Consider the following 20,091-nt stretch of genomic DNA (forward strand, 5'->3'; position numbering starts at 1 on the left):
CTCAGCCCTTGAGTGCGCCGTTCATGATGCCGCCGACGATCTGCTTGCCGAACAGCACGAACGCGATCAGCAGAGGCAGCGTGCCCAGCAGCGCGCCGGCCATGATCACGCCACGGTCCGGCACATAACCCTGGCCGAGCCCGGTCAACGCGACCTGCACCGTCGGGTTCTGCTGGGTCAGCGCGATAATTGGCCAGAAGAACTCGTTCCAGGCCAGCACGAAGGTCAGCATGCCCAGCACGGCCATGGCGGGTCGGGCGGCGGGGAAGACCACGTGCCACACCACGCGGAGGCTGTTCGCCCCGTCCATCCGAGCTGCCTCGATCAGCTCCGACGGCAGCGCCTGTACCAGGTACTGGCGCATGAAGAACACGCCGAACGCGCTGACCATCGTCGGCAGAATGACTGCCTGGAGCTGGTCGGTCCACTCCAGCTCGGCGATGGCCATGAACAGCGGAACCACCGTGAGCTGCGGTGGCACCATCATCGTGCCGATGACCAGGAGGAGCAACAGGTTCTTGGCCCGGAACCGCAGCTTGGCGAAGGCGAACCCGGCGAGCGTCGCGAACAGCACCGTGGAGATGGTGATGGTGCCGGCCACGAAGATCGTGTTGAACATCGCCTTGCCGAGGTTGGCGTCGTTCCAGGCCCGGTCAAGGTTGTCGAACAGGCGCCCGCCGAACCAGAACGGCGGCGTGGGCTCGGAGAGCCGGGAGTTGGTGTGCGAGGCGGCGATCGCCGACCACACCAGGGGGAAGAGCGAGCCCACGGAGAAGACGATCAGGATCAGATACGTCAGCCAGCCGGCGCGCAGATGCCCGCCCGCCTGGTTGGCCTTCCCGCGCGGCTTGCGCGCGCTCCGCCGAGGAGCGGGTTCCGGCTCGGCGGTGGTGTCCGTCGCGACGGCGTCGGTGGTGCTGGCCATCACGCCTCCTCGCCATTGCTCTTGCCCACCAGGCGGGTGAGCAGCCAGTAGAGAAGCCCGATGACGATCAGCAACAGGAACATCGCCCAGGCGATGGCCGCCGCGCGGCCGAGGTGGAGGTTGACCCAGCCCGTCTCGTACAGATAGAGCCCGAGCGTCTGGTACTGGCTCTGCGAACCGCCGTTTGGACTACCTGCCAACAGCAGTGGCTCACCGAAGAGTTGGGTAGCCCCGATGGTGGAGACCACCACGGTGAAGATGATGGTGGGCCGGAGTGAGGGGATGGTGACATAGCGGAACTGCTGCCAGCGGGAGGCGCCGTCCAGCGAGGCCGACTCGTAGAGATCGTTCGGCACGGCCTGCATGGCGGCCAGATAGATCAGGGTGTTGTAGCCCGTCCATCGCCAGATCACGATGGTGGAGATCGCGAACTGCGAGGTCCAGGTGCCGGCCTCCCAGTTCACCGGGTCGATGCCGACCAGCCCGAGAGCCCAGTTGATCATCCCGTAGTCGCGCCCGTAGAGCATGGCGAAGACGAGGGTGGCCGCCGCGATCGAGGTGGCGTACGGAGTGAGCATGGCGACGCGGAACGCCATGCTGCCGCGCAGCTTGTAGTTGAGCACATGGGCCAGGCCCAGGGCCATCAGCAGCTGTGGCACGGTCGAGATGATGCCGATGGTGAACGTGTTGCGCAGCGCGTTCCAGAAGAACTCGTCGTTCCACAGGCGGGTGAAGTTGTCCAGGCCGACCCAGGTCATGTTGTTCGGGTCGATCAGCGACGACTGGTGGAGTGCCGCCCACCCCGTGTAGATGAGCGGGAAGAGCCCGAAGGCGGCGAAGAAGAGGAAGAAGGGGGAGATAAAGGCGTACGGGCTGTACTTCAGATCCCAGCGGTACCAACGGGACCGCCGCTCCAGCTTCTTGGCCTCCCGTTCGGTGGGCTCGCTTGACTTGTCGGATGTGTGGCGCGGGGCCGCGCCCCCCGAGGAGTCGGGGGGCGCGGCCTTGGCGTGGTCAGTCGTCATCTACCTGTCCTGGTCATTCCGCGAGTGCGTTGTCCAGCTGGCTCACGACGCTGCTCCAGGCATCGTCGGGAGAGAGCCCCTGCTGTTCGAGGGCGACCAGGCCGTTGGTGATGTTCTCCTGGATGATCTGGTCCGACGGGCCGATGATCGTGGTCGGGATCTCGGCGGCGGCCTGGGTGAAGATCTCGCCGATGGGCGCGTCCTGGAAGTACTCGTGGGTGGCCTCAAGCACCTCGGGGAGCTGGTGCGCCTCGGCGGAGCTGGGGAAGCTGCCGCGCTCGGCGAAGAGCTTGGCCTGCTGCTCGGGGGCGGTCAGCCAGGCGGCCAGCTTGACGGCCTCCTCCTTGTTGCTGCCGGCCTCGGGCACCCCGATGAAGGAGCCGCCCCAGTTGGACGGGCCCGGCGACTGGGCGACATCCCAGTTGCCCAGGCCGTTCTCGCCGGCGTGCTCCTGGATGTAGCCGAGCATCCAGGCCGGGCAGGAGGCCACGGTGGCGAAGGCTCCGTTGGCGAAGGCGCTGTTCCACTCGTCCTGGAACTGCTGCTGCTGGTCGGTCAGGCCGGCCTCGGCGGCCTGCACGGAGAGGTCCCAGGCGGTCTGGACGGCTTCGGTCTCCTGGTAGTTGATCTCGCCGTCGGCGCTGTAGTAGCGCTCCTCGTAGCCGGAGACCACCGCGTTGAACATGCCGCCGGCGGAGTCCAGATAGGCCACGTCGGCCGGCCCGTTGGCGGCGAACTCCTCGCCAACGGCGAGGTACGCATCCCAGTCGGTGAAGAGGGCGCTGACCTCGTCGCGGTCGGTCGGCAGCCCGGCCTCTTCGAAGTAGTCCGTGCGGTAGCAGATGCCGGTCGGGCCGATGTCGGTGCCGAGCCCGATCACACGACCGTCCTCGGAGGTCGCCTGATCCAGCTTCCAGGGCAGGAAGTGGCCGGTGTCCACGTCCTCGTACTCGTTGAAGTCCACCCAGCGGCCGTTGAGGTCGCCGGCCATCTCGGCGATGTTGCCGACCTCGATGGCCTGGATGTCCAGCAGGCCGCTGTTCTGCGCGAGACGGGTGCGCAGCTGCGTGATGTAGTCGCCGTTCTCGGCGATCGAGTCCTGCTCGATGGTGACGTGTTCGTTGAGCGCCATGTACTCCTCGTACAGGCCGGCCTCCTCGAACCCGAACTGTCCGAAGACACCGATGCGCAGGGTCACCTCACCATCGCCGTTGCCACCGTTGTCGCCGTCGTCGTCGTCACTGCTGCAGCCGGCGAGCAGGCCGGTGGCGAGAGTGGCGGCGACGCCGATGGCGAACATCCTGGTGGATCTGCGGCTGGGTCGGTAAGAAGTGCGTGCTCTATCGCGCATGACGCGTCGTCCTCCTGGCGCTCAGATGACGTTGCCGTTCCAGGCCGTGGTGCGGCTGTGGGGGGACGGGCCCGGGTTGGAACGTACGGGTTGTAGGGTTCGAGCGCGTGGGAGCGCTCCCAGATGTGGTGGGTTGAAGGCTTCCTGAGCCCTCGGCGAGTGTCAAGTCGTAGAACGAGTCGTCTCGGTATCCGTGATGTAGTTGGATTCTGGGGCGCAAACGGGAGGAACCGATGGCAGTATCAAGGCGCGGCGCTGGACGTGACGGAAGACCGACCCTGGAGCAGGTCGCCGCTCGCGCGGGCGTGGGCCGAGGGACGGTGTCCCGTGTGATCAACGGGTCCCCCCGGGTCAGCGAGCGCACCCGTGCGGCGGTTGAGCAGGCCATCGCCGATCTGGGCTATGTGCCGCACCGAGCGGCCAGGGCCCTGGCCGCCAACCGTTCGGACGCCATCGCGCTGGTGGTGCCTGAGGCGGAGACGAGATTGTTCGCCGAGCCGTACTTCTCCGGGATCATCCGGGGCGTGAGCGCTGAACTGGCGGACACCGACATCCAGTTGCTGCTCACGCTGATCCGAACACCCAAGGAACGAGCCAGATTCGCCCAGTACGCGGCCAGTCATCGGGTGGACGGCGTGCTGCTGGTCTCGGTCCACGGCGACGACCCCATGCCCGATCAGTTGGCTGAAATGGGCATCCCCGTCGTGATGAATGGGCGGCGTTCATCGGGCGAAATGGTCCCGCATGTCGACTGTGACAACGTCGGTGGCGCACAGTTGGCCGTGGAGCATCTGCTCGGTCGTGGGCGTTCCACGGTGGCCACCATCACGGGTCCCGCCGATATGTATGTGGCCCGCTGCCGGCTGGACGGGTACCGCGAGGCGCTGCGCGCGGCGGGGCGGGAGCCCGAGGAGGAGCTGACCGCCAAGGGGGACTTCTCCGAGGAGAGCGGCCATGCCGCGATGCACCAGCTGCTGCGGCGCCGGCCGAGTCTGGACGCCGTCTTCTGCGCGTCGGACCTGATGGCCATCGGCGCCCGGCGCGCCCTGCGTGAGCTGGGGCGTTCGGTTCCGGGCGATGTGGCCCTGGTCGGCTTCGACGATTCGGCGCTGGCTCGGCACATGGATCCGGCGCTGACCAGTGTGCGGCAGCCGATGGAGGGGATGGGGCGGGCCATGACGCGCGCCCTGTTGGCGGAGATCTCCGACGCCGGGCCCGACCGGCCCCGGTTGGTGCTGCCGACCGAGCTGGTGCGTCGCTCCTCCTCCTGAGCCGCCGAAGCCGTCCGTCGCGCTCCTCCGGCCGACGGGCGGCGACCTTCGGGCCGACGGGGGATCCGGCCGACACTCCCGGATCCCCCGTCGGCGGCCTTCCGATCGGCACCCGCCCGTAGAAGCGCTCCCACAGCGCAGGTTCTCGGCCAAATCGGCGCTGTCCGACTGCCTGCCGACCGCCGGCCGACCGCTGTCCAACCGTTCTCCGATCGCTGCGCAACCGCCGTCCGACCGTTGTCAGAAGGTTGTGCAAGGGAGCGTCCACTGTCGGTGCGGCGGTCTATGGTCCCTTGCATGGCTGTTCGACAACTCTGCGCGCCAGGCGATCTGGATCTTCGCCGGCCGTTGCCCGGACGGCCGGCCGCCGCGCAACGCGTCACCGCCGTCGCGGCCACGGCCGGGCTGTCCCGGATCGCCGTGGCCACCGCCGCGCCCTGGTTCCCCGGCCTCGCGGAGCTGCTGCTCTGCCGGGCGGGCGAGGTCGGCCCGCCCCGGCGGGTCCCGTTGGCCCGCCGTCCGCAGGGGGCGGTGGTCAGGGATCTGCTGTTCAGCTCGGGGGAGGCAGCGCTCACCGTCTCCCTCGGTGGCACCGAGGAGCAACAGATAGGTCAGATAGCGCACTTCGCGCTGGAGCCGGAGATATCCGAGCGCTGGCGACGTTCGCTCAGTCGTCCGGTCTACGGCGGCTTCGGCGAGAGCGACGCGCTGCGCCTCGCCGTCAGCCAGGACGGAAGGACCGTCGCCGGCTGTGATCAGAGCAGCCGGAGCGTGCTGGCCTGGTCGGCGGTCGACGGGGGCCGGTTGGTGGACGGTGCCGCCGAACCGCCCAGGGTCGGCGGCAGCGAGGCCATCGCGGTCGACGCGGACGGGTCCCGGCTCGCGTTCCGGCTCTGCCGCCCCTACGAGCGCGCGCCCGACGGCGGGATAGCCGTGCTCACCCCGGCCAGCGGGGAGTTGGCCGTGGTGCCCACCGGGCTCGACTGGTGCGCCGGCCTGGCCTTCGCGCCGGACGGAGGGACGTTGGTGGTGCTCGGCGTGGTCGCCGGGGCCGCCGAGGCGGTCTTCGTCGCGGTCGACGGGACGGTCGACGGGACGGGGGTCGGCGCGCGCCGCCGGTTGGGCCCGCTGCCCGGTGAGGCCAGCCAGCAGACGCTCCGTCCGGTGTGGGGGCCCGACGGCCCCAGGGCCGCGGTGCGCGCGGGCCGGACCGTCACGGTCTGGCAGCTGGACACCGGGGAACCCCTGTGCTCGGTGTCCGATCTCGGCCGCTCCACGGCCTGGTCGCTCACCCCCGACGGCCGCGCGCTGGTCGTGGCCACCCCGGCCGAGGTCCGTGGCCACGACCTCGGCTGACCGCCGACACGCCCGCCGAACCTAGGACCAACGCCATGCCCCCCTCGGACCACGATCTTCCGCACCCCTCGAACTCCCCGCACTCCTCCTGTTCTCCGCATGTCGATCGCGTTCCCGAGCCGCCGGGCCCGGATCTTGACCAGGGCCCGGATCTTGACCCGGAGCTTGACCCGGACCTGGACCCGGGGGCGCGGTCGCGGGAGCTTCTGTCGGCCCGGCCGAACGAGGCGGGCTGGTGGGAGATCTGCCGGCTGCTGGAGCGGCTTCCCGGGGACGAACTGCTCGCCCTGCGCCCGTTGGTGCTGCGCTGGCCGGCCGCCCAGCGTCCGATGCCGGACGACTGGTGGGCCCGGTGGACCGCGGGCGACATCCGCCCTTACCACGCCCTCGCCGGCACCCGGGCGCTCGGTCGTCTCGACCATGTGGAGACCGGCACGGTGCCCCGTCCGGTCGCCGAGGACTGGGCGGACGAGCCCGAGGAACAGCCGTCGGACGAGGAGTTCCTGGACTGCCCGGAGGGCGGCGAGGGCCGCGCCGCCTATTTCTACAACGGCGCGAGCGCGGTCGCCGCGCCCTCGGGTCTTGGCTGGTTGGCGATGGCCGCCGCGGCCGAGTGGCACCACAACGGCGGTGACATCGTCCGTTGGGAGACCACCAGGGACGCCCCGCTGGTCTGGTATCTCGACGGCGCCGGTCACCATGACGAGTCCTATGACTTGGCGATCAGCCCCGACGACGAGGTGGTGGTGGCGGCGGTCGAGGGCGCATGGGTCGGCTGGTCGGTGCGCACCGGGGAACGCCTCTGGCGGGTGTCGCCGCATCAGGAGCCGGTGCCGGACGGGCGTCCGGAACCGGTTGCGAACGGGTGGGGCGCCCCGACCGCCGATTCCGACGACACCGGCGCCGGCATGGATGATCTGGTCCGCTTCGGCTTCTCCGCCGACGGCCGGCGGGTCGCCGTGGGAACGGGAAGTTCCGATGTGGTGGCGGTGCTGGTCGGCGCCACCGGCGAGGTGCTGTTGCGGATCCCGGAGGGCGAGGACGCCTTTGGGCCCGTCGCCCTGGACGGCACCGGGAAGTTGGTCGCGCACACCGGTCCTGCCGGCCGGGTCGTGCTGCGCGCGGTGGCCGACGGGCGGGTGCTGGCGGTGGCCGACACGGGGCTCAGCTCGATCGCGGCGCTGGCTCTGGCGCCCGCAGGCGACGGCCTGTTCGTGGTCGGCGGCGCGGTCGGCGGAGTGCCCGAGCGGGCCGGTCTGGCCACGGCCGCACGCCCCGCCGCCAGGCTGTTCATGGTCGAGCGCCCCGCCGATGGCGGCGCCACGCTGGTCGGCGGCCGGCTGCTGCGCCCCGGCGGGTTCACCGAGGGCCTGGACGCCGACTCGCCGTCCGCCGCGATCACCGCGCGCGCCTGCTGGACGTCGAGCGGACCGTTCGCCTTCATCGGCGCCGACTTCGGTTCGCTGCTCTTCGACGGCGCGGGCCGCACCCTGTGGGCCGACCCGGCCGGGGCCATCGGTGGGTTCACCGCCGACGGTCGGGCCCTGGTGGTGGTCCAGGAGGACATCGACGCCTGGTTCCTCGACGGGCTGGCCAGGCCGGACGGCGACGAGGAGCCGGCCGGCGAGGAGCCGGGCCCCGGCCGGGTGCTGCTGACCGGGCTGCCGCCCGCGCTGGCCGGCCGGACCTCGGCGGATCCGCGTCCGGGGCCTGATCCGGAGCCGGACGAACTGCCCTGCTCCCACTGGTCGGTACGGGTCGCCGCGGTCGCCGACCGGGCCCGTGCGCTGGCCTTCTGCACCAAGCTCGACCGGGACTCCGTCGGCCGCCCCCAGGTGCTGTGCCGGTGGCCGTCGGACGACGCCGGGGAGGGCCGGGTCGACGCGCTGCTGCTGCCCCCGGTCGAGGGCGCCGCCTACCTCTCCGACCTGGCGTTCTCCCCACGCGGCGACGTGTTGGCGCGCGGCCTGTTGGGGGAGGAGACGGTGCTGGCGTTGGACGAGGTGGCGACCGGCCGCACCCGCTGGGTGTTCACCCTGCCCACGCTGCCCTGGGACGAGGAGGAACGACTCCGGTTGGCCTTCAGCGCCGACGGCTCGCGGCTGGTCATGGCGGCCCATGTCACGGGCCGGGTCGTGGTGGTCGATACCGCGAGTGGAAAGCCGGTGCTCTCGCTGGCCGAACCCCTGAAGGACACCGTCTCCTGGCGCGGCACCAGGGTCGACCTGGCGGCGCTGGACGCGACGGGCGAACGGTTGGCCTTCGGCGTGCGGGACGCGCTCAGCCGGGTGATCGTCCGCGAGGTGGGCGGCCCCGCCGTCCCCGTTCCGGTGCCGGCCGGGCTGCGGCAGATCACCGGCCTGGCCTTCTCGCCCGACGGCGAGCGGCTGGCGGTGGCCGGCGCCACCCATCGGGGGCACGCCGGGCTGTGGCTGCTTCCGCTGGGCGAGGGCGCCGGCGACGCCACGGTCGCGCCCACCACGGCGGTGCGGGATCTGCCGATACACGATCAACCGGACGGCCAGCTGGTGTGGTCGACGGCCGGCCCCCGCGCGTACTTCCCTGGCAGTCACGGTTGGGGCGTCCTCTGGGACGCGGCCACCGGCCGCACCCTGGCGGAGATACCGTTCGGCTGCGCCGACGGCGGCGTCGCGCTCTCACCCGACGGTCACACCCTGGTCACCGTAACCCAGTTCGGCGCCCGCCTCTGGCCGTTGCCAACACGGTGAGGCTCACGCGGTCTGGCTCGTGCCGTGCAGCCGACGTGGTGCGGCCCGTCGCGCGAGACCTGCGGTGCGGTCCACGGCCGTGTCATGCCGAAGCCGTTCGCTCCGTGCGGCGAGGCCGACGCCCGTGCGCGCGCTGCGTGTTGCTTGCGTCGCGCGGACTGCTCCGTGCAGTGCAGGAGCTGGCTGTGCGGTTGACGTCGCGCCGTCCGTCCCGAGGCGCCGGCCTTGCACAGTGAGCCCGTGCCGGGACGCCAGCGCCGCGCGGCCGTTTCGTGCCGTGCTGCTGGACTTTCGCAGCGAACCGGCCCCGGGCTGCTGATGCCGCGCAGCGAACCCGCCGTGTGTGGTGGGAGGCACCGCGCCCCCCGGGCCGGGGTGGGCCAGGGGGGCGCGGGCGTGGGGGGTTTTCTCTGGTTGTCACCAGGTCCTTCGGGCAGGGTTGGTCACCCGGTCCGAAGGGCTCGGATCACAGGGGCGGGTAGGCGTTCGCCAGCAGCTCCTGGAACTGCGCGGAGAACCAGTGCCCGGAGATCGGCGCGTCGGGCAGGGCACCCGACATGTTGTAGTTGTTGAGCGCGTTGCCCTCGTAGGTCGGGTCGCACATCCGGTCGAAGCCCTTGCCCTCGTCGTTCGGGATCTCCTCGCTGGAGCCGTCCGACTCACCCGGGGGCTTGATCCACACGTAGGCGTCGATGCCGGGCGCGGGCGAGGCCTCGGGGCGCTCGCCGAGACCGGCACCGGCCTGGTTGCACCAGTTGCCGGTCTGGAACCGCTTGTCGACGCGGCTTTCGTCGACATAGGTGTCCAGGTCGGTCGAGGAGCTGGTGCCGGTCGGACGGTCGGAACCGCCCCAGCCGCTGCGCGAGGTGTCGATCAGCATGCCGATGTCCGAGGAGAAGCCCTTGGAGACCAGCTCCTGACGGAACGCCTGGGCGAACGACTGGTTGTCGTTGTAGTTGTTCCAGTCGACCCAGGAGCCCTCGCGCACCGAGCGGCCGTTGACCGTGTCGGTGACGTCGTAGTAGGGCTCGACCGCCGGACCGAAGTTGGCCGTGTTGACGATGAAACCGTGCACGTTGTCGACGGAGGCACCGCCGGTGGTGGCGGTCTCCGCGAACAGTTCGGCCGAGGCGCCGAAGTTGTTGTCCCAACCGATCCAGCCGTAGTGGCCGGCGTCGATGTAGTTGTAGACGTTCTCGATCGCGCCGAGCTGCTCGATCGCGTAGGCGATGCCGTTGACGTAGTTGCCGTTGGCCAGCATCTCGTCACACTCGGGCACGGCCGTCTCGCGCGGGCTCACGTTGGTGACGAGGTTCGGCAGCGAGTCGATCTCGATGATCGTGACGATCCGCAGGTCGGCGTAGGCCGGGTCGCCGATGATCTCCGCGATCGGGTCGATGAACTCGTTCTGGTAGGTCGCCAGGTCGTCCGGCGCCAGCTCCCCGTTGGAGGCGAGCGCGGCGCAGTCACGTCCCGGCAGGTTGTAGACCACGACCTGGAACACGAAGTTCTCGTGGTCCTGGGCCTGGACCAGCGCGTTGTCGAGGTGCTCGCGCAGTCCGGTGCTGTTGCCGGCCGAACCGCCGTCGATCGCGGCGCGGCGGTCCAGCCAGACCGCGGTGGGCTGGTCGGCGATGGCCGAACCGCCCGGCTCGGCGGAGGCGTTGGCCGCCCAGTCGGGGTTCACATAGACGCCGGCGCCCTCGTAGGGGTTGTCGACGCGGGCCAGCGGCTGGGCGTCCTCGTTGGCCGAGGCCATGCCGAGGGTGCTCACCGTCATCACTCCAGCGCCGAGCAGGGCACCCGCGAGGAGCGCGGTCTTCCTGCGTCGATGCCGTGGGGGGTTGGTGCGGCTCATGCGGTACTTCCTCCAGATGGTTGCGTCGGCCCAACGGAGATGACGTGTTGGGGCCGTCGTGCGTCAGGCAGGGAAGGGCGAACCGGTGGGCTCACCTGGTCCGTGGGGCGTCGACGGGCGTGCGGGCCGGGGCGACCGTGTGGTGCCGCCGCACGGTCCCGTCCGTCGCCCGCCCACGGCGTACCAGGGGGCCCGGCCGGCGGCTGTGCAGCCCGCTGCGATGTCCCCGGCGATGGCCGGGAACGGTGGCCGAACTCTTCTGGGAGGTGGTGGGGGTGGTGGGGGACATGGGGGGTGCATTGGAGCGACTCCAGTCGTCCGGCGCCGGTGCACGACGCCTCGAACTCCTTGGGACCGCTCCCACTGGTTGAAGGGACCGTAGGCCAAACAACCCCCGTTCGCCAAGGGGTCGTTCAAGAATTCGCCGCTGACCTGCCCCTTAAGCATGGGATTTGTCGGAGGGGTTGACGTGTTCAGGCAATGCTCGGATTCTTGGGAGCGCTCCCACTGGCCGGGTGCGCGTCACCAGACGGGCGCCTTATCTCCCCCCACCGAGCCGCGAGGAGGGTCGATGCGAGTCCACCGTGGATCTCCCGTCGAGACTTCAACAAGAGCGAGATCACGAAAGAAGGGCCGCCGCCTCTGGGTGGCCGGTGCCGTGGCGCTGTCCCTGCCGCTGGGGCTGACCCTGGCCGGCAGTGGAACCGCCGCTCCGTCGGCCGCCGACGGCATAGACGCGCAGCAGTACGAAGACCAGTTCCTTGAGCTGTACGACAAGATCAAGGACCCGGCCAACGGCTACTTCTCCCCCGAGGGCATCCCCTACCACGCGGTCGAGACGCTGATCGTGGAGGCACCCGACCACGGGCACGAGACCACGTCGGAGGCCTACTCCTATCTGATCTGGCTGGAGGCGCAGTACGGCCAGGTCACCGGCGACTGGGGGCCGTTCAACGACTCCTGGGCGCTGATGGAGGAGTACATGATCCCCGGGGCCGTGGATCAGCCGACCAACAGCTTCTACGACCCCTCGTCGCCGGCGACCTACGCGCCGGAGTCCAACGACCCGTCGAACTATCCGGCGGCGCTGGACGGGAACGTTCCGGTGGGCGACGACCCGCTCGCCAACGAGCTGTCGTCGACCTACGGCACGGACGACATCTACGCGATGCACTGGCTGCAGGACGTGGACAACGTCTACGGCTACGGGAACACGCCCGGCGATCCCTGTGGGAACAACGCCGACGGGCCGTCGTTCATCAACACCTTCCAGCGTGGTCCGCAGGAGTCGGTGTGGGAGACCGTTCCCCACCCGTCCTGCGACGACTTCACGTTCGGTGGCGAGAACGGCTACCTCGACCTCTTCACGGACGACGCGGCGTACGCCACCCAGTGGCGTTACACCAACGCTCCGGACGCCGACGCCCGCGCGGTGCAGGCGGCCTACTGGGCCAACCAGTGGGCGACGGAGCAGGGCAACCAGGGTGCCGTCGCCGATACCGTGGCCAAGGCCGCTGAGCTGGGCGACTACCTGCGCTACTCGATGTACGACAAGTACTTCAAGCAGGTCGGCGAGTGCGTCGGGCCCACCCAGTGCCCCGCCGGCAACGGCAAGAACAGCTCCCAGTACCTGATGTCCTGGTACTTCGCGTGGGGCGGGGCGCTCGACGCCTCCGCGGGTTGGGCCTGGCGGATCGGCTCCAGCTTCAACCACTTCGGCTACCAGAACCCGTTGGCCGCCTACGCGCTCTCCAACGACTCCGCGCTGATCCCCGACTCGCCGACCGCTGGCGACGACTGGGGCACCAGCCTGGACCGGATGGTGGAGTTCTACCGGTGGCTGCAGTCGGACGAGGGTGGCATCGCCGGTGGCGCCAACAACAGCTGGGACGGCGCCTACGCCCAGCCGCCGGCCGGCACGTCCACCTTCTACGGCATGTGGTACGACGAGGACCCGGTCTACCACGACCCGCCGTCCAACGAGTGGTTCGGCATGCAGGCCTGGTCCATGCAGCGTCTGGCCGAGTACTACTACGAGTCCGGTGACGCGCTCGCCGGCGAGGTGCTGGACAAGTGGGTCGCCTGGGTGCTGCCCGAGGTGACCGTGGGCAACGGTGCCGACTTCGCGATTCCGTCCACCCTGTCGTGGTCGGGTCAGCCGGACACCTGGAACCCGGACAACCCCGGTGACAACTCCGATCTGCATGTGACCGTCGCCAGCCACTCGCAGGACGTGGGCGTGGCCGGTTCGCTGGCCAACGCGCTGTCGTTCTACGCGGCCGCCACCGGTGACACCGCCGCGCAGGAGACCGCCGCCGGGCTGCTCGACGCGCTGGTCGCGAACTCCGACGACCTCGGTGTCGCCACCGAGGAGGAGCGGACGGACTTCGGTCGGTTCGACGACGAGGTCTATGTGCCGGCCGGCTTCAGTGGCACCATGCCCAACGGGGATGTCGTGGAGCCCGGTTCGACCTTCGAGTCGATCCGGTCCTTCTACCACGACGACCCGAACTGGCCGCAGGTGGAGGAGTACCTCAACGGTGGGGACGCCCCGACGTTCACATACCACCGCTTCTGGGCGCAGGCGGACATCGCCATCGCCCTGGCGACCTACACCAACCTCTTCGGGGACGAGGGGTAGGAGGCCGCGAGGCGAAAGCTCGGTGGGTGATCCCCTCCATTGACCCACCGGTCACCGAGGGCCCTGGTGAGAGCGCACCAGGGCCCTCGGCATGTCCCGCGCGGGGCGCCCGGTGGCGCGGCGGTCACCAGCTCCTGAGGGTCACCAGCACCAGAAGAGAACGCAGGTGTCGTCCTCGTCGCCACCGCCGTCACCCTCGTCGTCCGGCGGTGGGGTGGGCTCCGGGTCCTGGGGCGGCGGGGGCTGCTCGCCGGGGTCGCCCGGGGTCGGGTCCTCGGTCGGCTCGGGGGCCGTCGACTCCTCCGGGGTGGGTCGGGGCGCGACGGTGCCGCCCTCCTCGACCGGCGTGGGCGCCTCGGCCGGGGACGACGCCTCGGCGTCCGTCGACTCCTCGGGCGGGGGCTCGGATTCGGCCGTCTCCGCCGTCTCGGCCGCCTCGGTGGAGGGTTCGCCCGGTGTCGGCTCCGATGCGGAGGAGGACGGATCCTGCGTCGCGCTCTCCAGCGGCGAGGAGCTGGCGACGGCCTCGATGTCCCGTTCCTGGGCCGAGCCGCCGGTGGGCAGCACCACCTCGCCGACCTCGGCGACGGCTATCCCCAGCACCGTCAGGCCCAGCACCGCCGCCAGCAGGTAGCGGCGTCTGGTGTTGCGGGTGGCGGCGTGGCCGGCGCGGCGGCGGACCGGCTGCCTTCTTCTCCTGCCCCTTCCTCTTTCCCCTTCGCTTCTGTGAACCAGGGTCGGGGATGTCCCGTCCGACCCCGGGTGGGTCTTGTCCTCCGCGGCCGGCGTCGGCACGGTCTTCGTCTCGGCGGCGTCGGCAGGGCCGGCCTCGGCAGGACCCGCTTCGGTCCTGGGCTCGGATGCGTCGGTGTCGGTCGCGCTCGCGTTCGGCGCGGACAGGGACCAGGCGGCCAACGCCCCGCAGCCGGGGCAGATCAGTGCGCCGTTGATATGACGGCGGCAGGCTTCGCAGTAGTCCATGGCTCCCCGTTTCGTTGCGATGGACCAGTGGGGGTGTCGAACACCATAGCGTCGGCCAAACCCGCGTCCTGGGGCGGGCGATGGTGTCCTGAGCGCGGTCAACCCCGGGGCTCCGGGGCGGTGTTGTCGGACCGGCCGGGGCGTTCGACGGGTCGTCGCAGGTGGCGGCGGGCGCGGACCCCGGGTCCGGCCTTCGGGCGCGCGTTGTCAGAGGGCCGCACTACTCTTGGGCGCCATGTGCGGAAGGTATGCGGCGAGCAGGCGGCCCGAGGATCTGGCCGGCCTCTTCGACGTCGAGCTGCTTGATCCGGCGGAGCCCCTGCCGGCCGACTGGAACGTGGCGCCCACCAAGGAGGTGTACGCCGTCCTTGAGCGGCCGGTGAAGGAGGCCGGGCCGACGCCGGTGCGTCAGCTGCGGAAGCTTCGTTGGGGGCTGGTGCCCTCCTGGGCGAAGTCGCCGGAGGGTGGCGCCCGGATGATCAACGCCAGGGCCGAGACGGTGCATGAGAAGCCGTCCTACCGCCGCCCCTTTGTGGCCCGCCGCTGTCTGCTGCCGGCCGACGGCTACTACGAGTGGGTCACCGGCGACGCCGAGCGGGTGGAGGAGGAGAAGGGCAAGCGCAAGCGCCCGAGGAAGCAGCCCTATTTCGTCACCCCGGTCGACGGCTCGGTGATGGCGTTCGCCGGGCTCTACGAGTTCTGGCGTGATGCCTCGCTCCCGGACGACCATCCGGCCGCCTGGTGGGCCACCTGCACCGTGGTCACCACGGAGGCGGAGGGCACCTCGTTGCCGGGCCGGGCCGTGGAGGCCATGGAGGCCGAGGGGGATCAGGCGGAGGGGCCGCGCACGCTGGCCGATATCCACCCCCGGATGCCGTTGACGCTGCCGCCGGAGCGGTGGGACGCCTGGCTCGATCCGGCCCTGCGGGAGCCGGAGGAGATACGGGGGCTGCTGGCTCCGCCGCCGCCCGGCTCCTTCCGCGCCTATCCGGTGTCCACCCGGGTCAGCAACGTGCGCAACAACGGCCCCGAGCTGCTGGCCGAGTTGGCGGGCCCTGAGGAGGTCACCCTGTTCTGACGCCTTCCCGGCCGGGGTCGGCGAGCGCCGCCCTGGCCGCCATCAGCGCGAAGCCCAGCAGGTTCTGGCCGCGCCAGCGGGACGGCGAGGCCGCCCGTTCGTCGTCCGCCGCCAGCCCGATGCCCCAGATCCGGTCGACGGGGCTGGCCTCCACGAGCACCCGTCCCGCCGTGGAGAGCAGATAGTCGCGAAGCTCAGGATGCTGGCCGAACTTCGCCGCGCTGGCCCGGACGACGATGTCGAAGCGCCGCGCGCGCCAGGTTTCCTCGTCGAAGGGGGAGACCTGGCGGCCCAGCTCCTTGGCCGCCGCCGGATGCGGCGCGTTGAGGACGCGGGCGGCCGTCTCCTCGTCGCCGAAGAGCCGGGCCTTGGCCGCCATCATGTAGTGCTCGGCGCTCGGGTAGGCGATGCCGTCGACGGTGAAGGGGACGGGCCACCACTGGCTGAGGTACCAGGGGCCCGGGCCGCCGTGGCGGGGGCGATGTCCCCAGAAGTAGAGGTACTTGAGGCGTTGCCCACCCCGGTCGAGCCGCCCCTGCGGCCCGGGCTGTTCGTGCTGGTCCAGCTGTTCGAGGCGACACAGCTCCTGGAGGTCACGGGGCGGCGGTTCGAGAAGGCCCATGCCGTCAGCCTGCCAGGCCACCCGCCGATCCGGCCAGCGGCCGGTTCGCCGCCCCGACCCGACACTACCGATTATTTTCGAAATGTTTCCCGGGACCGTGTTCGAAGCCTTGACGGCCTCGACAGCGCTTTCTACAGTGCTCGCGCAGTAAGCGGTTTTTTTCGAAATATTTCGAGGACGGGGGCGGCGCGGTGGGGAAGGAGCTGGGGAACCCTATGGCCCCCGGAAGGCGGCAGGTGCTTGTGGTGCGCGGTGGCTGGGAGGGTCACCAGCCCCGGGAGACCACCAATCTCTTCATGTCCTTCCTCCGTGAGAACGGCTTCCGGATCCTGGTCGAGGATTCCCTGGAGGTCTACGAGGACGAGAAGCTGCTCGCCCAGACGGATCTGATCGTCCAGTGCTGGACGTTGGGCGACATCACCCGGGCGGAGAGCGAGGGGCTGGCCGCCGCCGTGCGCGCCGGCACCGGCTTCGCCGGCTGGCACGGCGGGATCCTGGACGCCTTCCCCGACGACCGGGCCTACCGGCTGCTGGTCGGCGGACAGGCGGTGCCGGACATGCCGGGCCCGCGTTCGCAGCGGGTGCGGCTCTCCGGCGAGCACGCCGACCATCCCGTCATCGCCGGTCTGCGCGACTTCGAGGTGCCCACCCCGCCGTACTGGGTGCATGACGACCCGTTGAACGACGTGCTGGCGACCGTCACCTTCGACGCCGACGAGGCCAGGGAGCGCCCGGTCGCCATCCCCGCCGTGTGGACCAGGCGTTGGGGGCGGGGCCGGGTCTTTGTCTCCACGATCGGCCACGGCCTCGACGACTTCGCCGTCCCCGAGGTGCGTGCCATCACCGAACGCGGCCTGCTCTGGGGCAGCCGCTGACCGTCCCCCCACCAGAGCCCCGAGACCCCCAGGAACCCCGAAGAACCCCACGTCGCCCCCCAGCCGCATTCCCTCAAGGCCCGCGTACCCGCAGATTTCCCCGCCCGTGGCCCGGCCGCGCGGTGGGGGACCGGGCTGGTCAGGCCCATGGCCGACCCACCCGCCCAGCAGGGTCCTCACGCCCGGGGAGCCGCCCCGGAACCGAAGGAGCCCAACACCCCCACCTGTTCAGTGAGGAGCAGTGTTGAGAGCAACAGCCCAGCGAATGTTCAGACCGACGGCGCGCTTCGGCGCCGTCGCCCTGGCCCTCCTGGTGGGCGCCGGCGTCGCCGTCGCGCATCCGGGCCATGATGCCGAGAACTTCAACGCCCTCGTCTTCAGCAAGACGGCGGGCTTCCGGCATGACTCCATCCCGGCCGGGATCGCCGCCATCGAGGCGCTCGGCGAGGAGCACGGCTTCGATGTCACCGCCACCGAGGACGCGGCGGTCTTCAACGACGAGGACCTCGCCCAGTACGAGGTCGTCATCTGGCTCTCCACCACCGGCGATGTGCTCGACGAAGACCAACAGGGCGCCTTCGAACGCTATATCTCCGCCGGCGGCGGCTACGCGGGCGTGCACGCGGCGGCCGACACGGAGTACGACTGGCCGTGGTACGGCGAGTTGGTGGGCGGCTACTTCGCCGGTCACCCCGAACCGCAGACCGCCACCGTCCAGGTGGAGGACCCCGACCATCCGTCGACCGCCTCGTTGCCCGCCGAGTTCGAGCGGCATGACGAGTGGTACAACTACGCGCCCAACCCCAGGGAGGACGCGCGCGTCCTCGCCACGTTGGACGAGAGCAGCTACAACGGCGGTAGCATGGGGGACGACCACCCCATCTCCTGGTGCAAGAACGTCGATTCGGGCCGCGCCTGGTACACCGGCATGGGCCACACCCAGGAGTCGTTCCAGGAGCCCGAGTTCCTGGCGCATCTGCTCGGCGGCATCCAGACGGCTGCCGGCGCGCTGCCGGCGGACTGCGGCGGCGCCGTCGAACCGCTGGACGAGGGCTTCGAGAAGGTGACGCTGGACGACAACACCAGCAACCCGATGGAGCTGGCGGTCGCCGACGACGGTCGGGTCTTCTATATCGACCGCAACGGCGCCGTGAAGGTGATCGGCACGGACGGTTCGGTGGCCACGGCCGGCACCCTCTCCGTCTACACCGGTCAGGAGTTCGGCCTGCTGGGCATCGCCCTGGACCCGGACTTCACCGACAACGGCTGGATCTACCTCTACTACTCGCCGCAGGGCACCGAGGAGATCGACCGGGTCTCCCGGTTCACCGTCCAGGGCAACACCCTCGACCTCGCCAGCGAGGAGGTGGTTCTGACGGTGGACACCCAGCGTCAGGAGTGCTGCCATGCCGGTGGGGCCCTGGAGTTCGACACCCAGGGGAACCTCTACATCGCGACCGGGGACAACACCAACCCGTTCGCGTCCGACGGCTACTCCCCGATCGACGAGCAGGAGGGGCGGGCCGCCTGGGACGCGCAGCGCACCTCGGCCAACAGCGCCGTGCTCAACGGCAAGGTGCTGCGCATCACCCCGCAGCCGGACGGCGGCTACACCGTGCCGGACGGCAACCTCTTCGCCGAGGGCACGGAGAACACCAGGCCCGAGATCTACGCCATGGGCTTCCGCAACCCGTTCCGGATCGGCATCGACCCGACCACCGACGGCCTCTATGTCGCCGACTACGGTCCCGACGCCGGCAATGTGAGCGAGGACCGGGGCCCCGACGGCCGGGTCGAGTGGAACATCGTCAACGAGCCCGGCTTCTACGGCTGGCCGTACTGCGTCGGTGACAACACCCCCTATATCGACTACGACTTCGCCGCGGGAAGCTCGGGCGCCGCGTTCGACTGCTCGGCGCCGGTCAACGACTCGCCCAACAACACCGGGGTGACGGAGCTTCCGGCCGCCATCCCGGCGGAGCTGTGGATGGGCAAGTCCACCACGGGGTCGCCGGAGATCGGTGGCAGCGGTGCCCCGATGACCAGCGGTGCCTACCAGTTCGACCCGGAGCTTGACTCGGCCGTCAAATGGCCCGAGGAGTACGACGGCAACGTCGTCTTCGCGGACTGGAACGACAGCCGGCTCTTCTCGCTCACCCTCGACGACGCGCGTGACTCGGTCACCGAGGTGACGCGGATCTTCGAGGACATGGGCTTCAATCGTCCGCACGCCCTCCAGTTCGGCCCGGACGGGGCGCTCTATGTGATCGAGTGGGGCAGCGGTTTCGGCGGCGACAACAGCGACTCGGGCGTCTACCGGATCGACTATGTGCAGGGGAGCCGTTCCCCCGTCGCGAAGATCACCGCCGACCGCACCTCGGGGCCCGCGCCGTTGGAGGTCAACTTCGACTCCGAGGGGTCGCACGATCCGGACGGCACCCCCGTGACGTTCGCGTGGGACTTCGACGGTGACGGTTCGGTGGACAGCACCGAGGCCACCGGCAGTCACACCTACACCGAGCCGGGTCAGTACACCGCGCGGCTCACCGTGACCGACGCCGACGGCAGCACCGGGGTGTCCAACCTGACCATCGTGTCGGGCAACACCGCTCCGGTGATCGAGGTCACCGCCCCGGTCGACGGCGGCTACTTCGAGTTCGGGGACACCATCGCCTACCAGGTGTCCGTCACCGACGCGGAGGACGGCGAGGTCGACTGCCAGGACGTCGTGGTGCAGCCGGGGCTCGGCCATGACGAGCACTCCCACGGCTACGAGCAGTACCGGGGGTGCTCCGGCACCTTCCCGCTGCCCGGCGACGAGGGGCATATCGGTGCCAACATCTTCGGCACCGTCACCGTCACCTACACCGACAAGGGCAACGGTGACGCCCCGGCGTTGACCACCCAGGAGGTGCTGGTGCTCCAGACCAAGCACCGGGAGGCCGAGTACTTCGACAGCACGGGCCGTCTGGAGTCCGCCGGTGGCGGCGGTGACCCGGGTGTCTCCATCGAGGACACGGGTGACTCGGCCGGTGGCGGCAAGAACATCGGTCATATCGACAACGGTGACTGGTGGGCCTGGGAGCCGGCCAACCTCACCAACATCGACGAGATCAGCCTGCGCGCGGCGACCAACCAGCTGGGCGCGACCGTCGAGGTCCGCACCGGAAACCCGGACACCGGGCCGACGGTGGCGACCATCGAGCTGGACGCCACCGGCGCCTGGCAGGAGTACGACAACTTCACCGGGACGGTGAGCGGCGACTCGACGACCGAGAGCGGCCCGCTGTACTTCGTGAAGACGACCGGCGAACTCAACGTCAACTGGGTTGAGTTCATCGGTCAGGGCATCACCGAGGACTGAGCCCTCGTGATCCGC

13 protein-coding genes are annotated in these 20,091 nt (G+C 70.3%); 7 read left to right on the forward strand and 6 right to left on the reverse strand.

The annotated features are described in order from the left end of the window. Position 1 precedes the first annotated feature (1 nt). Genes AOM46_RS01040 through AOM46_RS01050 form a run of 3 tightly spaced genes read right to left on the reverse strand, consistent with a single transcriptional unit; the run spans position 2 to position 3,301 of the window. Positions 2 to 925, reverse strand: coding sequence for a carbohydrate ABC transporter permease (locus tag AOM46_RS01040; protein WP_062204191.1), 924 nt, complete (start codon positions 923 to 925; stop codon positions 2 to 4). Continuing rightward, positions 925 to 1,950, reverse strand: coding sequence for a carbohydrate ABC transporter permease (locus AOM46_RS01045; protein ID WP_062204193.1), 1,026 nt, complete (start codon positions 1,948 to 1,950; stop codon positions 925 to 927). Before AOM46_RS01045 ends, AOM46_RS01040 begins: the two co-directional genes overlap by 1 nt. A 13-nt stretch (positions 1,951 to 1,963) precedes the next feature. Then, positions 1,964 to 3,301: an ABC transporter substrate-binding protein gene (locus AOM46_RS01050; RefSeq protein WP_062204197.1), complete on the reverse strand. Its 1,338-nt coding sequence runs from the start codon at positions 3,299 to 3,301 to the stop codon at positions 1,964 to 1,966. A gap of 233 nt (positions 3,302 to 3,534) precedes the next feature. Between AOM46_RS01050 and AOM46_RS01055 the strand changes: the two genes are divergently transcribed. From AOM46_RS01055 to AOM46_RS01065, 3 genes are all read left to right on the forward strand, one after another. Beyond that, entirely contained in the window at positions 3,535 to 4,572 is a 1,038-nt protein-coding gene (locus tag AOM46_RS01055; protein WP_062204200.1) for a LacI family DNA-binding transcriptional regulator, read from the forward strand. A 297-nt stretch (positions 4,573 to 4,869) separates the two neighbouring features. Beyond that, the gene (locus tag AOM46_RS01060; RefSeq protein ID WP_158920168.1) at positions 4,870 to 5,928 is read left to right on the forward strand and encodes a WD40 repeat domain-containing protein; all 1,059 of its coding nucleotides are present in this window, start codon (positions 4,870 to 4,872) and stop codon (positions 5,926 to 5,928) included. A gap of 35 nt (positions 5,929 to 5,963) precedes the next feature. After that, entirely contained in the window at positions 5,964 to 8,657 is a 2,694-nt protein-coding gene (locus AOM46_RS01065) for a WD40 repeat domain-containing protein (protein ID WP_062204206.1), read from the forward strand. A 466-nt stretch (positions 8,658 to 9,123) separates the two neighbouring features. On the opposite strand, the gene AOM46_RS01070 is transcribed toward AOM46_RS01065, so the two are convergent. Beyond that, the gene (locus tag AOM46_RS01070) at positions 9,124 to 10,515 is read right to left on the reverse strand and encodes a glycoside hydrolase family 6 protein (RefSeq protein ID WP_062204210.1); all 1,392 of its coding nucleotides are present in this window, start codon (positions 10,513 to 10,515) and stop codon (positions 9,124 to 9,126) included. Between the two features lie 571 nt (positions 10,516 to 11,086). Between AOM46_RS01070 and AOM46_RS01075 the strand changes: the two genes are divergently transcribed. Beyond that, positions 11,087 to 13,156, forward strand: coding sequence for a glycoside hydrolase family 48 protein (locus tag AOM46_RS01075; RefSeq protein WP_062204213.1), 2,070 nt, complete (start codon positions 11,087 to 11,089; stop codon positions 13,154 to 13,156). Positions 13,157 to 13,297: 141 nt separating this feature from the next. Here AOM46_RS01075 and AOM46_RS01080 read toward each other — a convergent pair whose 3' ends face one another. Continuing rightward, complete coding sequence (locus tag AOM46_RS01080; RefSeq protein ID WP_062204215.1) at positions 13,298 to 14,137, reverse strand: hypothetical protein; 840 nt, start codon at positions 14,135 to 14,137, stop codon at positions 13,298 to 13,300. A gap of 235 nt (positions 14,138 to 14,372) precedes the next feature. Between AOM46_RS01080 and AOM46_RS01085 the strand changes: the two genes are divergently transcribed. After that, a complete protein-coding gene (locus AOM46_RS01085; protein ID WP_062204218.1) occupies positions 14,373 to 15,215 on the forward strand; it encodes an SOS response-associated peptidase in 843 nt (280 codons plus the stop codon). On the opposite strand, the gene AOM46_RS01090 is transcribed toward AOM46_RS01085, so the two are convergent. Next, positions 15,202 to 15,837 (reverse strand): NADAR family protein, encoded by a 636-nt coding sequence (locus tag AOM46_RS01090; RefSeq protein WP_078856472.1) that lies wholly within the window; start codon positions 15,835 to 15,837, stop codon positions 15,202 to 15,204. The two genes, AOM46_RS01085 and AOM46_RS01090, sit on opposite strands and share 14 nt — an antisense overlap. A 215-nt stretch (positions 15,838 to 16,052) precedes the next feature. Between AOM46_RS01090 and AOM46_RS01095 the strand changes: the two genes are divergently transcribed. Both AOM46_RS01095 and AOM46_RS01100 read left to right on the forward strand, forming a co-directional pair. Next, entirely contained in the window at positions 16,053 to 16,712 is a 660-nt protein-coding gene (locus AOM46_RS01095; RefSeq protein WP_107079948.1) for a ThuA domain-containing protein, read from the forward strand. Positions 16,713 to 16,977: 265 nt separating this feature from the next. Beyond that, the gene (locus AOM46_RS01100; RefSeq protein WP_062204224.1) at positions 16,978 to 20,076 is read left to right on the forward strand and encodes a ThuA domain-containing protein; all 3,099 of its coding nucleotides are present in this window, start codon (positions 16,978 to 16,980) and stop codon (positions 20,074 to 20,076) included. Positions 20,077 to 20,091 lie beyond the last annotated feature (15 nt).

Source organism: Streptomyces sp. NBRC 109706, assembly GCF_000974485.1.
Classification (GTDB): Bacteria; Actinomycetota; Actinomycetes; order Streptomycetales; family Streptomycetaceae; genus Streptomyces.